Source organism: Kribbella sp. CA-253562, from assembly GCF_050942265.1.
Classification (GTDB): domain Bacteria; phylum Actinomycetota; class Actinomycetes; order Propionibacteriales; family Kribbellaceae; genus Kribbella.
The window spans coordinates 7429377-7444635 of the sequence record NZ_CP192049.1; the positions used below are offsets into that span (position 1 = coordinate 7429377).

12 protein-coding genes are annotated in these 15259 nt (G+C 70.8%); 8 read left to right on the top strand and 4 right to left on the bottom strand.

What is annotated here, in order from left to right; genetic code table 11:
- Positions 1–82 precede the first annotated feature (82 nt).
- Both ACQPXM_RS35195 and ACQPXM_RS35200 read left to right on the top strand, forming a co-directional pair.
- A complete protein-coding gene (locus ACQPXM_RS35195; RefSeq protein WP_432942220.1) occupies positions 83–1804 on the top strand; it encodes an ABC transporter ATP-binding protein in 1722 nt (573 codons plus the stop codon).
- Positions 1801–3537, top strand: a complete 1737-nt coding sequence (locus tag ACQPXM_RS35200; RefSeq protein ID WP_432942222.1) for an ABC transporter ATP-binding protein — start codon at positions 1801–1803, stop codon at positions 3535–3537. Before ACQPXM_RS35195 ends, ACQPXM_RS35200 begins: the two co-directional genes overlap by 4 nt.
- 48 nt (positions 3538–3585) lie before the next feature.
- On the opposite strand, the gene ACQPXM_RS35205 is transcribed toward ACQPXM_RS35200, so the two are convergent.
- A complete protein-coding gene (locus ACQPXM_RS35205) occupies positions 3586–4128 on the bottom strand; it encodes an rRNA adenine N-6-methyltransferase family protein (protein ID WP_432942224.1) in 543 nt (180 codons plus the stop codon).
- A 71-nt stretch (positions 4129–4199) separates the two neighbouring features.
- Positions 4200–5183, bottom strand: coding sequence for a CapA family protein (locus ACQPXM_RS35210; RefSeq protein WP_432942226.1), 984 nt, complete (start codon positions 5181–5183; stop codon positions 4200–4202).
- 440 nt (positions 5184–5623) lie between these two features.
- Between ACQPXM_RS35210 and map the strand changes: the two genes are divergently transcribed.
- The gene (gene map, locus ACQPXM_RS35215; RefSeq protein ID WP_432951148.1) at positions 5624–6394 is read left to right on the top strand and encodes a type I methionyl aminopeptidase; all 771 of its coding nucleotides are present in this window, start codon (positions 5624–5626) and stop codon (positions 6392–6394) included.
- Between the two features lie 158 nt (positions 6395–6552).
- Here map and ACQPXM_RS35220 read toward each other — a convergent pair whose 3' ends face one another.
- Together ACQPXM_RS35220 and ACQPXM_RS35225 are read right to left on the bottom strand one after the other, a co-directional pair.
- Positions 6553–7752: an Rv2578c family radical SAM protein gene (locus tag ACQPXM_RS35220; protein ID WP_432942228.1), complete on the bottom strand. Its 1200-nt coding sequence runs from the start codon at positions 7750–7752 to the stop codon at positions 6553–6555.
- Between the two features lie 37 nt (positions 7753–7789).
- Positions 7790–8629, bottom strand: coding sequence for an NAD(P)H-binding protein (locus ACQPXM_RS35225; protein ID WP_432942230.1), 840 nt, complete (start codon positions 8627–8629; stop codon positions 7790–7792).
- Positions 8630–8708: 79 nt separating this feature from the next.
- Between ACQPXM_RS35225 and ACQPXM_RS35230 the strand changes: the two genes are divergently transcribed.
- From ACQPXM_RS35230 to ACQPXM_RS35250, 5 genes are all read left to right on the top strand, one after another.
- The gene (locus ACQPXM_RS35230; RefSeq protein ID WP_432942232.1) at positions 8709–9491 is read left to right on the top strand and encodes a TetR/AcrR family transcriptional regulator; all 783 of its coding nucleotides are present in this window, start codon (positions 8709–8711) and stop codon (positions 9489–9491) included.
- Positions 9492–9557: 66 nt separating this feature from the next.
- Positions 9558–11321, top strand: coding sequence for an HSP90 family protein (locus ACQPXM_RS35235; RefSeq protein ID WP_432942234.1), 1764 nt, complete (start codon positions 9558–9560; stop codon positions 11319–11321).
- Positions 11318–13972 (top strand): hypothetical protein, encoded by a 2655-nt coding sequence (locus tag ACQPXM_RS35240; protein WP_432942236.1) that lies wholly within the window; start codon positions 11318–11320, stop codon positions 13970–13972. Before ACQPXM_RS35235 ends, ACQPXM_RS35240 begins: the two co-directional genes overlap by 4 nt.
- 106 nt (positions 13973–14078) lie before the next feature.
- Positions 14079–14597, top strand: coding sequence for a SigE family RNA polymerase sigma factor (locus ACQPXM_RS35245; RefSeq protein WP_432942238.1), 519 nt, complete (start codon positions 14079–14081; stop codon positions 14595–14597).
- Positions 14594–15229 (top strand): hypothetical protein, encoded by a 636-nt coding sequence (locus tag ACQPXM_RS35250; RefSeq protein WP_432942240.1) that lies wholly within the window; start codon positions 14594–14596, stop codon positions 15227–15229. Before ACQPXM_RS35245 ends, ACQPXM_RS35250 begins: the two co-directional genes overlap by 4 nt.
- The last annotated feature ends 30 nt before the right edge of the window (positions 15230–15259 follow it).

A 15259-nucleotide genomic window follows, 5' to 3' on the forward strand; every position in this document is an offset into this window, starting at 1 on the left:
CGCAAGATGAAGCTCTTCCGAGCCGGAGACGACCGGTAATTCACATGCTTTTGTCGGTGCCGGTGCCTAGCCTGAACAGGTTATGAAACAACTTCCTGTCGCCGATCCCGGCACTCCGGACCACCGCTCCGCCGCGCGCTACCTGCTCTGGGTGGCCCGCGGCCAGAAGGTCACGCTGCTGGGCGGCACGGCCTTCGGCGTGCTCTGGATGGGCGCGCAGGCCTTCGTCCCGGCGATCCTCGGCAAGGCCATCGACGAGGGCGTCGCGGGTGGTGACACCGACCGGCTGCTGTTCTGGACGGCGTGGCTGTTCGTGGTCGGCGTCGTGCAGGCGCTGGCGGGCATCATGCGGCACCGGTTCGCGGTGACGAACTGGCTGAGCGGCGCCTACCGCACGGTCCAGGTGGTCACCCGCAAGTCGGCCGACCTGGGCGCGACGCTGCCCAAGCACCTGGCCACCGGAGAGGTGGTCAGCGTCGGCGCGGGCGACCTGGCCTACATCGGCAACCTGCTGGAGATCATGGCCCGGTTCAGCGGCGCGGTCGTCGCGTTCGTCGTGGTCGCGGTCATCCTGCTCAACACTTCGACCGTGCTCGGGCTGGTGGTGCTGATCGGTGTGCCGCTGATGCTGTTCGCGCTCGGCCCGATGCTGCGTCCGCTGCACCGGCGCCAGTCCGCGCAGCGCGAGGCGGTCGGCGAGCTGAACTCGCTGGGCTCCGACATCGTCGCCGGTCTGCGCGTGCTGCGCGGTATCGGTGGTGAGGACTCCTTCTCCAAGCGGTACCGGGCCGAGTCGCAGCATGTCCGCGGCGCCGGGGTGAAGGTCGCCGGAATCCAGTCCGTGCTCGACGCGGCGCAGGTCTTCCTGCCCGGCATCTTCGTAGTCAGCGTCGTCGGCCTCGGCGCGCACTTCGCCGTTCGCGGTGATCTCAGCGCCGGCAGTCTGGTCGCCTTCTACGGCTACGCGACCTTCCTGGTGCTGCCGCTGCGGACGGCGACCGAGATGGCCAACGCGCTGATGCGCGGGCTGGTCGCCGCCCGCCGCATCGTCCGGGTGCTCGCGCTCAGTCCCGACGTGGTCGACCCGGCCGAGCCGGTCCGGCTGCCGGAGCGCGGCGACCTGGTCGACCCGGTCTCCGGCGTCCGGGTGCGCGACGGACGGCTCACCGCGATCGTCTCCGCCGAGTCCGACCGTGCCGCGCTGATCGCCGACACCCTCGGCCGGTACGACGACACCAGCGAGGTCCGGTACGGCGGGGTCACGCTGGCCAGCGCGACCCGCGCCGACGTCCGGCAGCGCATCCTGGTCAGCGACACCGGGTCGCAGCTGTTCACCGGCGTGCTGCGCGAGGAGCTCGACCCGACCGGCGGGCGGACCGACGAGGAACTGATGGCAGCGATTCGGACGGCCTCGGCCGAGGACGTGCTGGTCGCCCTGTCCGACGGGCTCGACTCCGAGGTGGAGGAGAAGGGCCGGTCGTTCTCGGGCGGTCAGCGGCAGCGACTCGTGCTGGTCCGCGCCCTGCTCGCCGACCCGTCGGTGCTCGTGCTGGTGGAGCCCACGTCCGCGGTCGACGCGCACACCGAGGCGCGGATCGCGGACCGGCTCCGCGAGTACCGCGCCGGCCGCAGCACCGTCGTACTGACCTCCAGCCCGCTGCTGCTCGACCGCGTCGACGAGGTGATCTTCGTCGCCGAAGGCCGGGTCGTCGCGACCGGTCCGCACCGGCAGTTGCTGGATTCCGAACCACGCTACCGCCGTACTGTCACCCGCCAGACCGAGGACGAGGAGGTGCACGCATGAAGCGGATCCTGCCTGTCGCGGACTCCGCACAGGTCCGTCGGCACGCCCGTCGGCTGGCCCGCCGGCACCCGCGTGCGCTGCTGATCGCGATCGGCCTGCACGGTCTGGCCGCCATCACCGGTCTGGCCACGCCCCGGCTGATCGGTGAACTGGTCGAGAACGTCCAGCACGGTACGACGGCCGCCGCGGTGAACAAGGTGATCGCGGTGATCGCCGTGTTCGTCGTCGTGCAGTCGCTGCTCACCCGCTGGGCGCGCTACAAGTCGTTCGCGCTCGGCGAGCAGGTGCTGGCCGAGCTGCGCGAGGACTTCGTCGACGACGCGCTGGCGCTGCCGATCGGCACGGTCGAGCGGGCCGGCACCGGCGACCTGCTGTCGCGCACCTCGCGGGACGTCGACACGCTGTCAAGGACCGTGCGGTTCGCCGTACCGGAGACGATCATCGCGTTCGTCACCGTGCTGTTCACCGTCGGCGCCGCGCTGCTGGTCGGCGTCTGGGTGCTGGTGCCGCTGCTCGCGATGGTGCCGGTGCTCGCGGTCAGCACCCGCTGGTACCTGCGCCGCGCCAAGGACGGTTACCTGCGCGAGAACGCGGCGTACGCGCAGATGACCAGCTCGCTGGCCGAGACGGTCGAGGGCGCCCGCACGGTCGAGGCCCTGCGCCGGTACGACGCCCGCGTCCGCACGTCGGACCGCGACATCCGCGGCTCGTTCGACGCCGAGCGGTACACGCTGCACCTGCGCACGGTCTGGTTCCCGGTGGTCGAGGTCGGCTACCTGGTGCCCGTGGTCGGCACGCTGCTGTTCGGCGGCTGGCTGCACAACAACGGGCACGTCTCGCTCGGTGCGGTCACCGCCGCGGTGCTCTACGCCAGCCAGCTGATCGACCCGGTGGACCGGCTGATCTCCTGGATGGACGAGCTGCAGTCCGGTGGTGCCGCGCTGGCCCGCCTGCTTGGCATCACCGACGTACCGGACGACCGGACGCCGTCCGGCCGGCAGCCGAAGGGCGAGCTGGTCGAGGCGCGGGACGTGCGGTTCTCCTACGTCGACGGCCGCGACGTACTGCACGGCGTGAACCTGACTGTCCAGCCGGGTGAGCGGATCGCGATGGTCGGACCGTCCGGTGCGGGCAAGTCGACGCTCGGACGGCTGATCGCGGGTATTCACCCGCCGCGCACGGGATCGGTCAGCGTCGGCGGGGTCGGGATGACCGATCTGCCGCTGGACGAGCTACGCCGGCAGGTCGCGCTGGTCACCCAGGAGCACCACGTCTTCGTCGGGACGTTGCGCGACAACCTGTCGATGGCGGCGCCCGACGCCTCCGACGAGAAGCTGCTGGAGGCGCTGGACGCCGTGGACGCGCGCGAGTGGACCGAGGCGCTGCCGGACGGGCTGGACACGCGCGTCGGCTCGGGACAGTTCCCGCTGACTCCGGCGCAGGCCCAGCAGTTGGCGCTGGCCCGGCTGGTGCTGGCCGATCCGCACACGCTGGTGCTGGACGAGGCCACCTCGCTGATCGACCCGCGCGCCGCTCGGCACATGGAGCGGTCACTGGCCGCCGTACTGGAAGGCCGGACGGTGATCGCGATCGCCCACCGGCTCTACACCGCGCACGACGCCGACCGGGTCGCTGTCGTCGAGGACGGCACAATCAGCGAGCTGGGCAGCCACGACGAGCTGGTCGCCCGGGACGGGTCCTACGCGGCGTTGTGGAAGTCCTGGCACGGCTGACGTCGAAGACCCCGTTCCCCAGCCAGGGGAACGGGGTCTTCGTGTCTGTTACCTCCTCTCGATCCGCAGCACGGCTGAGTCGACATGCGGCGGTGGGGTGAAGGCCTTGCGCGGAAGGCGAATCCCGATCGATGTGTCGTAGTGCCGGCTCCAGCGCGCCGCTCCCGGTGCGCGGCCTTGCACCCACCGGTTCACCACCTGCCGCTGCAGGACAAGGTCGGCCGACAGCAGGCGCGAACCCGGTGCCAGCAACCTCTTCAGCAACGCGGTGGAGACCCCGTACGGCGGGCTCGAGACCACCCGGAACGGCCTGGTCGGCAACCGTAGATCGGCTGCGTCGACCCGGACCACTCGGACCGGATCACCCGCGAACCGTCGGCGCAGCGTGTCGGCCCGGCCCGGATGGAGTTCGACGGCAACCACCTCGGCGCCGGCCCGGACCAGCGGCCCGGTCAGCGCACCGAGACCGGCCCCGACGTCGAGCACGAGCTCACCGGGGCGAACCCCGGCCTCGTCGACGACGCGTTGGGCCCAACGACTATCGAGCGGATGCCATCCCCAGGCACCCCTCGCCTGCCCGGAGGCGGGCACGACGGACCATCACGAAGTTCGTAATCATGCGACCGAGGCTAGAGGCCGGTGCGCCCTGTGCTCAATGGGTTTTACAGCCCCTCGGGCAGAGACGCGAGCTTCTCGACCGTCGCTGAGGTCCGTCGATCGGCCAACTCCAGGCGCTGCCGCTGCGCCGCGGAGAGGCCGGGCTTCGCAAGCTCACGGCGTACGTCGAGCACGCGGACCGGGAGCGCGTCGGTCATCAGCAGCGGCGCGTACCGCGGTGGCGCGGCCGTCCAGCGGTCGCCGTCGCGGCGAAAGGTGACCTTCACCAGCAGTCCCTCGGACTTCGGTGCGGCCGGGGTCCGGTGCGCGGCGACCAGGTTACCCAGGCCGTAGACGACCCACTTGCCGTTGAGCTGCTCGACCGGCTGGACGACGTGCGCGTGGTGGCCGAGGATCAGATCGATGTTGCTGTCGGCAAGCAGTTCGGCGGCCAGGGTGCGCTGCTCGGGATTGATCCTGGACGAGTACTCGGTCCCCCAGTGACAGCTGACGACCACGATCTGCGCGCCGTGATCGCGCGCCTTCCGTGCCATCGCCTTGATGCGCACCGGGTCGAGCTTGCCGGCCCGCCAGGTCTCGCCGTTCGGGTACGGCATGCCGTTGAAGCCGTAGGTGTAGCTGAGCAGGGCGACCTTGACACCCTTCACGTCCACGATCGTCGGCGTCGCGGCCTCCGTCGGCGTCCGGGCCGTGCCGGCGTGCCGCAGCCCCGCCTGGTCGAGCGTGCGCAGGGTCCGATCGATGCCTGCGGCCCCTTTGTCGAAGCTGTGGTTGCTCGCGGTCGTGCAGGCGTCGTACCCGGTCTTCTTCAGCGCGGGCACGATCTGCGGCGGCCCCTGGAAGAGCGGGTAACCCGAGTACGGCGTACCGACCGGGGTCTCCAGGTGGCAGACGGCCAGGTCAGCACCCTGGACCAGGGGCTTCACGCCGCTGAGCAGTGGAGCGAAATCCCACTGGCCGTTGCGGCCGTCCTGGCGGGCTGTCGTCCACAAGCGTTCGTGCAGCAGGACGTCGCCGGTCGCGACCATGCTGATCTCCTGCGGACAGGCCGGCGGATGTGCGCCTGGACCGGAGCCGGTGCCGGTCGCCGGGGCGGCGGGCGAACTGCCTGCCCCCGGAACGTCCGCGCATCCGCCGACTGCCAGAGCACCGACAGCCAGCAGCGCTCCCGTCATCAATCGCCGACGTCCACGCATCGTGTTGCCCCCAGGTCTCCGCTCTCACGGGAGCGGACATCCTGAAGACGCCCTGGGCGGGCAAAAGGTTGATCACTCAGGGGATCCGGGTGGGTCGGTGAGGCGGGCGCGATGCCCGCCAGAGCAGCGGAAGACCGTACTCCCCGACGTCGGCGCAACCGCGGTAGCGCGGTCGCGGTGGCGCGGTGGCGCGGTGGCGCGGTGGCGCGGTGGCGCGGTGGCGGTATAACTATCCCGTGTGGTTCTGGAAACGGCGGCGCAAGGAGAAGCTGATGGTCGAGCTGAAGACACCGGCCCAGATCGACGCGATGCGCGCGGCCGGGCGGGTGGTCGCGGCCGCCCTCACCGCGGTCAAGAAGTCCGCCACCGTCGGCGTCTCCCTGCGCGAACTCGACGAAGTCGCCCGCGACGTGCTGCGCTCGGCCGGCGCGGTATCCCTCTTCGACGGCTACCAGCCCGGCTTCGCGTCCTCACCGTTCAGCGGCGTCATCTGCACGTCGGTCAACGACGGCGTCCTGCACGGCCTGCCCTCTGACCTCCACCTCGCCGACGGCGATCTGCTCAACGTCGATTGCGGCGCATCGGTCGACGGCTGGTGCGCCGACTCCGCCACCAGCTTCGTCGTCGGTACGCCGCGCCCGGAGGACCTCGAGCTGATCGCCACCACCGAACGCGCACTCGCCGCGGGCATCGCGGCCGCCGTACCGGGTGCCCGGCTGGGCGACATCGGCGCCGCGATTGGTGCCGTGGGCAAGCAAGCTGGCGTCGGCACCAATCTCGACTTCGGCGGCCACGGCATCGGCCGCCGGATGCACGAGGAACCCCACCTACCCAACGGCGGCCGCCCCGGCCGGGGCCTCAAGCTCCGCGCCGGCCACGTGCTCGCCATCGAGCCGTGGTTCTGGCACGGCCCGGGCTCGGCCTATGTCATCGACGACGACGGCTGGACCCTACGCTCCGCCGACCACACCCGAGGCGCCCACGCCGAACACACGGTCGCCATCACAGACAACGGCCCCGAAATCCTCACGCTTCGGGAGTAGCCCCACCCCGACCCCTCCGCCATTTGCCGGGTCGGGTGGTGCGGAGGTGTGGTTCGGGTGCTCAGGTGGCTGGGGAGCCTGAGGAACCGAGTCACTCGGGGGCATGGGTGGTCAACCCGGCGGATGGGCTTGCAGGTGGCGGCGGTCGCCGGGGACTGTCAGAACAGCGTCTGCTGGTCCGGTTCCGGTGTGATCGGTGGGACCGGCGCCGGCTGGCGGCGCGGGGGATGCCGGCGGGTGGTGGAGGTGTCGAAGGGCGTGGGGTCGGCTCGGCGGGGGGCGCGGAAGCGGTCGCTGGTGGGTTCGCCCCAGCCGGACAGCGAGCCTTGGCCGGCGGCTTCGACTGGCGTTCCGGGACGGGGCGACGAGCGCCGGCTCGATATCGAAGCGTCGCGGCCGGCGCGGTGGGAGCTTCGGCCGAAGCCGTGTTTTTCCAGTAGAGGGCGGACCTTCACCTCGAACGCCTTCAGGTAGCTGGGAGCAGCGTTGGATCCTCGGCTGTAAAGGTCTTCGTAGCGCTTGACCAGGTCGGGGCGTTCCTCGGCCAGCCAGCTCATGAACCACGGTTTCACCCCAGGACGCAGATGCAGCACGAGCGTGGTCACACCTGTGGCGCCGGCCGCGGCCAGTTCGGCGAAGAGGTGGTCGAGCTGCTCGGCCGAATCGGTCAGCCACGGCAGGACCGGTGCAACCATCACCCCGCACGGCAGGCCTGCTTCCCGGACCGCACGGATCAGCTCCAAGCGGCCCCGGACCGACGGCACCCCTGGCTCGAGGCGGCGACGAAGCTCCTCGTCGCCGAGCGCCAGCGAGACACCGATGCCGACCGAGACCTGCTCGGCCGCGGCCTGCAGCAGCGGCAGGTCGCGGCGCAGCAGCGTTCCCTTGGTCAGGATCGACAGCGGCGTACCGGAGTCGGCCAGCGCCTGGATGATGCCGGGCAGCAGCCGATAGCGCCCCTCGGCCCGCTGGTAGGGATCGGTATTGGTGCCTAGAGCAACTTGTTCGAAGCGCCAGGACGGCCGGGCCAGCTCCCGCCGCAGGACGTCGGCGACGTTGGTCTTGACCACGATCTGCTGGTCGAAGTCGGCGCCCTCGTCCAGCTCGAGGTACTTGTGGGTCGGCCGGGCGAAGCAGTACCGGCAGGCGTGCGTGCAGCCGCGGTACGGATTGATCGTCCAGTTGAACGGCAATCCGGTCCCCGGCACCGAGTTCAGCGCCGAGCGCGCGAGCACCTCGTGGAACGTGACGCCCTGGAACTCCGGCGTCGTCACCGACCGAACCAGGCCCGCGATCGAGCCCAGCCCCGGCAACGTCCCGGGAGCCTCCGCGTCGAGCTGCTGACCTGCCCATCTCATGAAGTACAGTCGAACACATGTTCGCCCAGCTTTCAAACTACCCGCGGAAGACCGCCGCGTTGTCGATCGCCCACTGCCGGTAGGTCTTGGCCGGCCGCCCGGTCACTTCCCGCACCACCGGCGACGGCTCGGCGGCGTACTCGGCCATCATCCGGAAGCCGTCGACGAGCCACTCAGCCGACTCGGCACCCATGAACGGCGTCCATGCCGCGACCGCCTCCTCGTGGGTCAGCTCCTCGAACCGCAGCTCCCGCCCGATCGCCTCGCCGATCAGCGCGACCTCGTCCGGCTGCGTGAGCTGCTCCGGCCCGCTCATCAAGAGCCGCTGCCCGGTGTAGCTCTCGTCCCGCAGTACGACGCTCGCCACCGCCGCGATGTCGCCGAGATCGATCGGCGTCTGCACCGCCGCGGCGTACGGGCCGCGGACCACGCCCTCGGCCTTGATCGACTCCGCCCAGTCGAGCGTGTTGTTCATGAACTGGCCGGGCCGCAGATGCGTCCACTCGAAGCCGCCGTCCTCGATCGCCCGCTCGACCTTGTAGTAGTGCCAGGTCGACGGCTCCCCCTGCGCCTCGTACTCCGCGGGCTCCCCCGACAACACGACAACCCGCCGCACGCCGGCCTTCTGCGCCGCCGTCACGAACTCGTCCACGTACGCCGGCAGCGGCGCGAGGTAAACCGTGTCGACCCCATCGAGCGCCGCGGGCAGCGTGGCCGGCTTGCCCAGATACCCGCGCGCCACCTCGACCCCGGACGGCAGAGCCGCCTTCCCGGGGTTGTTGGTCAGCGCCCGAACTCCCTGCACCCCGGCCGCCACCAGCTCGTCCACCAGCAGCCGCCCGACGCTGCCGGTCGCACCCGTCACCAAGATCGTCATCCACGTCCCCTTCGCCTCGGACCAATTCTCGTAGGGTATACGAGAATAGTTGCTCATAGGATGCGACGAGGAGGTCGGGATGACGGTGCAGCACAGCGGAGGCGGTCCGGCCGACCGCACGCTCGCGCTGTTGTGGCGCAAGATCCAGCCGGCGCCGGACAAGGCCCGCGGCCGCAAGCCGACCCTGCAGCTGGACACCGTCGTCGACACCGCGATCGCGCTGGCGGACGAGCGCGGGATCGCCGCCGCTTCGATGGCCAACGTCGCCAAGGCGCTCGGCGTCGGGACGATGACGCTCTACACCTACGTGCCGTCCAAGGAGGAACTGCTCGACCTGATGGTCGACCAGGTGCTGCTCGAACGACGGCTGCCCGGCCCCGGCGACGACCGCCCGGCGGACTGGCGTGCGCAAGTCGAGCTGTACTCCGACGAGACCCGCGCGATGTTCTCCCGCCACCCCTGGCTGGCCGGGGTCTCGACGATCCGCCCACCGGTCGGCCCTGGCATGCTGGCCGCCCGGGAGTACCTGCTGTCCACGATGTTCGCGCTCGGCCTCCCACCGGCCCGCGCCAATCTCGCCGCCTTGGCGATCGCGACGTACGTCGACTCAGCCGCCGGCGCCGAGGCCGAGAGCGAGCTGATCGAGCGCACCACCGGCCAGACTCACGACGCCTGGTGGCACGAGCGCGGCGACCTGTGGGAGAACTACTTCGACGTCGACCGCTACCCGACGATGACCGCAGTCTGGAACGACGGCCCCGGCGGCGGTACGTCGTACGGCGGCGGCACCCGCGAGGTCTCCACCCAGGCCTACCGCTTCGGCCTCGACCACCTGCTCGACGGCATCGCCGCGGGCGCGTAGTACGCCGGTCTGGCCGGACCGCCGATGCCGTAGCGTTTGGGCAGCTTTGGGCTGGAGGGGCTGGGGATGGGTAGCGAGAACTTCCGGGTGGACCTGCAGGGTGTTGTCGACCTGCTGAGTCATCACCTGTACAGCAGTCCGCGGGTCTACTTGCGGGAGCTGCTGCAGAACGCGGTGGACGCGGTGACGGCGCGACGGAACGTGGAGCCGGCGGCGCCCGGGCGCATCGATCTGGTGGTCGACGGGCAGCGGCTGAGCATCAGTGACACCGGGATCGGGCTGCGGCCCGACGAGGTGCGCGAGCTGCTGGCGACGATCGGGCGGAGCTCGAAGCGCGACGAGATCGGGTTCGCGCGCACGGAGTTCCTCGGGCAGTTCGGGATCGGGCTGCTGTCGGCGTTCATGGTGGCCGACGACATCGAGGTGGTCACCCGGCCGGCCGACGGCCCGACCACGCGCTGGAACGGTACGGCGGACGGCCGCTACACGATCGGCGAAGCCCCGGACCGGGACGCGATCGGTACGACGGTGACGCTGCAGGCCCGCCGGGGCGCGGAGCAGTGGTTCAAGACCGCGACGGTGATCGAGCTGGTCAAGCTCTTCGGAGCACTGCTCCCGTTGGAGATCACCGTCAACGGCGAGCGCGTCACCGACGGCGTCGCGCCCTGGGAGGGCAACGGCCGGGCCGACCTGGTCGGCTACGCCCAGGACCACCTCGGCTTCACGCCGTTCGACGTGATCCCGCTGAACAACCCGGCCGCCGGGCTGACCGGCGTCGCCTTCGTGCTGCCGTTCGCGGCGAACCCGGCCGAGCGCGCGACCCATCGCGTCTACCTGAAGCGGATGCTGCTGGCCGAAGGCGTCGAAGGACTCCTGCCGGACTGGGCGTTTTTCGTCCGTGCGGTGATCGACACCTCCGAGCTGCGCCCGACCGCGAGCCGGGAGGCGCTGTTCGACGACGGCAACCTGGAGGCCACCCGCGAGGCGCTCGGCGAGCAGCTGCGCGGCTGGATGGTCCGGCTCGGCAGCACCGACCCGCAGAAGCTGGACCGGTTCCTCGGCATCCACCAGCTCGGCGTGAAGGCGCTCGCGCTGCACGACGACGAGATGCTCCGGCTGGTGTACCGCTGGCTGCGGTTCGAGACCAACCACGGCCGGATGACCGCGGCCGAACTGCACGAGCGCAAGGGCGAGATCCGGTACGTCGCGACGATCGAGGAGTTCCGTCAGCTCGCGGCCGTCGCCTCCGCGCAGGACCTGACCATCGTCAACGCCGGCTACACCTACGACGCCGAGTTGCTGAACCGGCTGCCGGACGTCGTACCCGAGCTGGTCACCACCAGGTTCGACCCGACCGAGCTGAGCACCAGCTTCGACAGCCTGGACCCGCAGACCGAGCTGGAGCTGCGCCCGTTCGTCCAGCTGGCCCAGGAGGCGCTGGACTCGGTCGGCTGCGAGGTGGTGGTCCGTGCGTTCGACCCGGCGTCGTTGTCGGCCATCTACCTGGTGGACCGGTCCGCCCAGTTCGCCAGTGAGCTGCGGGCGACCAGGGAGCGCACCGACGCGCTCTGGTCGGAGGTGCTCGGCGCGCTCGACACCCACGACGACAGCCGCCCCCAGCTCGTGCTGAACCACCGCAGCCCCCTCGTACGCCGGATGGCCGCGCTGGCCGACCCGGAGCTGGCCAAACTGGCCGTCGAAGGCCTGTACGGGCACGCGCTGATGCTCGGCTACCACCCGATCGGCCCGGCGGATTCCGCGCTGGTGAACCGGTCGTTCCTCGGTCTGCTCGACCAGGCCGTTCCCACTTCGGAGGACCCGACGCGATGACAGACGACCTGGTCGACCGCCTGCACCAGGCCCAGAGCACGCCGTACGGCAAGGCGCGCGCGGCGATGCTGGAGGACGTGGTCCGGCGGGCCGACGCCGCCGGTGCCGAGGACTTGGCGTTCTACGCCCGGCTGTCGCTGGTCACGGCGTACGTGATGGGTGGGGAGCCGCGCAAGTCGCTGGTGCCGTTCGCGCGCTGTGTGGCGGACTGGGACGCCGACCCGGCCAAGTACCAGGAGCACTCGCACCTGTTCCTGTGGTGCTTCAAGTACGCGCCGAACACGCTGACCAAGTTCCCCGAGGTGCCGCTGGACCGGACCTACGCCGTCCTGGACGACATGGAACGCCGCTGGCGGCTCGGCGGGCACAGTCCGCACGCCGTGCACCAGCACCGCTGGCAGGTGGCTTCGCACATCGGCGACGACGCGACGGCGGCCGAGCAGTTCCGGCTCTGGTCGACCGCGCCGCGCGACGACCTGTCGGACTGCATCGGCTGCGACCCGACGCACAAGGTGCTGCACCTGACGAACACCGGGCAGACCGCCGAGGCCGTCGCGCTGTCGGTCGGCGTACTGGACGGGCAACTGACCTGCAACGAGCAGCCGCAGCAGATGCTGACCACGCTGCTGCCGGCGTACGTTGCCGAGGGCATGTACGCCGAGGCGGTCGACGCGCACCGGCGGGCGTACCGGATCCTGCGCAACCAGCCGGGCGAGCTGAGCGCGTACGCCGACCACATCCGCTTCTGCGCCCGGACGGGGAACCTGCCGCGCGCCGTCGAGCTGATCGAGCGGTACCTGCCCGACCTGGCCGACTCGCCCAGCCCGCTGGCCACGATGGACTTCAGCGCTGCCGCGTCGCACGCACTGAGCCGCGTCGACCTGCGGATCCGTCGGCCGAAGTCCACTGACGAGGTGTCGTCGGCGCAACTGGCGGAGGAGCTGGCCCAGCAGGCGCTGGACCTGGCCGCGCAGTTCGACGCGCGCAACGGGACGACGCATCAGAGTGACAACGTCAGGGCGGTGCTGTCCGCGGAGCCCTGGGTCGAGTACCTGCCGCTGTCGGAGACTGCTCGCCGGGCTCACCAGCGGGCTCAGGCTGCGCCGCCGGCTCAGGCAGAGCCGCTGCCGGAGGGGACCGGACAGGCCTGGCTCGACCGGGCCGAAGAGGCTTGGCAGACCGACCGGCGTCAAGAGGCGATCGCTGCGTGGACAGCGTACGAGCAGGAGGTGCCGGAGAGCGACCGTACGCCGCTCGACCGGGCCCGGGTGCTCGACGGACGTGGGCTGATGGCGTCCGACAACCAGGACGTCGAGCTCGCGCTGGAGTCGTGGCGTGAGGCGTTGACGATCTACTCGGAGCTGGGCGAGGACATCCGCGTACTGCGCGACCGCGGGCGGATCGGCCGCGTGCTGTGCGAGGCCGGGCAGCTGGACGAAGGCCTGGCGACCGGTGAGGCGCCGCTGCGGCAGCTGATCGAGCAGGACGAGCCGCGGCGTCGTGGCGGCTGGCAGTACTCGCTGGCGACGATGCTGGCTCAGGCAGGCCGCACCGACGAGGCTCTGGCGGAGTTGGCCGTACTCCGGAACCGCCCGGACACCGATGCGGATCTCCAGTCGGGTGCGGGGATCCTCCAGTGCAACCTGCTGCTGCAGCTCGAGCGCCTGGAGGAGGCCGAAGAGGCCGCCACCGCTGGGACTCAGGTGCGGGAGTCGATGCCGCGTTCGTTCGCCTATCGCCAGCGCGGGTGGATTCGGCTGGCCCTGCAGCGGCCGGCCGAGGCTGCCGGAGACCTGGAAGAGGCGATCGCGCTGGCGACCGGTACGCCGGGCAGTGAGATCCATCTCGCGATTTGCCGGCTGGAGCTGGCCAAGTCGTACCTGTTCAGCGGTCGCGCGCTGGAGGCGGCTGAGACCGCCGAAGAGGCGTTGCCGGCGCTGCGCGACCCAGAGCTCGCGAGTCTGCTTGGCGACGTTCGCGGCGTACTGGCTGATGCGTACCGGGCGTTGGGTGAGCTGGAGTCGGCGCTGATGCAGGTGCGAGCGCTGCTGGCGGAGGCGCCGGCTGACGCGCATCCGCATTGGCTCGGCCTGACCAAGCAGGACGAGGGCAACCTGCTCGAACGCCTGGACCGCGACAAGGAGGCCGTGGACGTGTTCCTGGCCGCGGCGGCGTACTTCGAGGCCGCTGAGCAGCCGCTCGAGCATGTCCAAGCCCTGCGCCTGGCCGGGCAGTCGGCGCGCTACACCGGCGACTTCGCCCAGGTCCGCGAACTGCTCGACCGCGCTGAGCCCCTGCTGGAGTCGCTGCCGTCAGCCGACGAGCAGGTGCTCTTCCAGCAAGCAGGTGTCCACTGGGACCGTGCCATCCTCGCCCTGCAGCAGGGTGACGTCGCCACCCTCGTCACCAGCGCCACCCACGCCGCGGAGGCCTATGAGCGCGGCGGCTTCGAGGACCAGCACCTCAACGCCCGCCTCCTGCTCGCCGAACACGCCACCGACGACGAGACCGCCCTGCGGCGGATCTTCGACACCCTGCCCACCGGCCACCCGGCGTACCACCGCACCGGCTACCTCCTGGCCGACCGCCTCCGCGAGCTCAACCGCCTCCACGAAGCCGAGGAGCTGGAAGCCCGCCTGAACACCGCCTGAACGACTCACTCGGAGCAAGTACCGGACTCCGTGCAACCTTGAACCCCGGTTCTGCCTCTTGTCCGGTATGCAGGGTGACGCGGGGGTTGCGGAGCTGGAGGTTCGGGTGGCCGACGGTCGCACCCGGGCTGATTTCGAGGCCTACGTGTCGGCTCGGTACGGCGCACTGCTTGGCCTGGCCTACCTGTTGACGCAGGACCGAGGGCTGGCCGAGGACCTCGTCCAGGCGACCCTGACCAAGTGCTGGCTGGCCTGGCGCAAGGTGCGGGCCGACGACCCGACGGCGTACGTGCGCCGGGTGATGGTGAACACGCACACCGAGTGGTGGCGCAGGCGGCGGGGCGGCAAGGAGGTGCCGACCGACGACCTGGCAGCGGTCGCGCCGGCGGCGTACGGGGCCGGTTCGGTGCGGTTGGTCGAGCACTCCGACCTGATGCAGGCGCTGCGGCGGCTGCCGAAGAAGATGTGCGCGGCTGTTGTCCTGCGGTACTTCGAAGACCTGTCCGAGGCCGAGACGGCCGACGTGCTGGGCTGCTCGATCGGGACGGTGAAGAGCCAGACCCATCGGGCCCTGACGAAGCTGCGCGTCGATCTCGACTCCCAAGCGACCACGGAGACCCGATGAACACCGACGAACTACGCACGCTGCTCAAGGACGCCGGTCGCCCGGTCGACTCCCCCGGCGACCCGGTGCCGGTCATCCGGCAGCGAGCCCGGCGCCACCGCCGCAAGCAGGCCGTCGCTGCAGTCGCCTGTACGGCGGTCGTCGCCGCCGGTGTGGTCGGCGCGGTGGACCTGTGGCCGAGGGGCTCGGTGGAGCCGGCCGGGCCGGTAGCCACCGAGTTCCCCTTGCGAGTACTCGACGACACCCCGCTGGAGGTTGGCGACCGGAAGCTGCTGGATATTCCGGCACCGCACCGCGAACTCGAGGCCAACGGTGGTCTCTACCTGGGGCTCGACGGGCTCCGGCGTAACGACCTGGTCCGGATCCGGGTGCTCTGCCCGAGCGCGACCGGCGCCGATCCGGTGAGGCTGGCGGTGTCGCTGCAACCCTTCACCAAGCAGCAGCTCGACCCGCCGCCGACTCCGCCGGGCAAGCCGGTGCCCGGTGCCCGCCCGGTGGCGTGCGTCGACTCGACCACCGTCACCGACTTCGTCGTACCGGCCGGCTGGCCGTGGTACGCCGTCGCGCAGGTGGACGTGACTCCCAGGAACGAGATCCGGAGCGTGAAGCTCGAGGTCGCCGCGTACCGGTAAACCGGCGGCGGGGACCACCTGGCCGCCGCT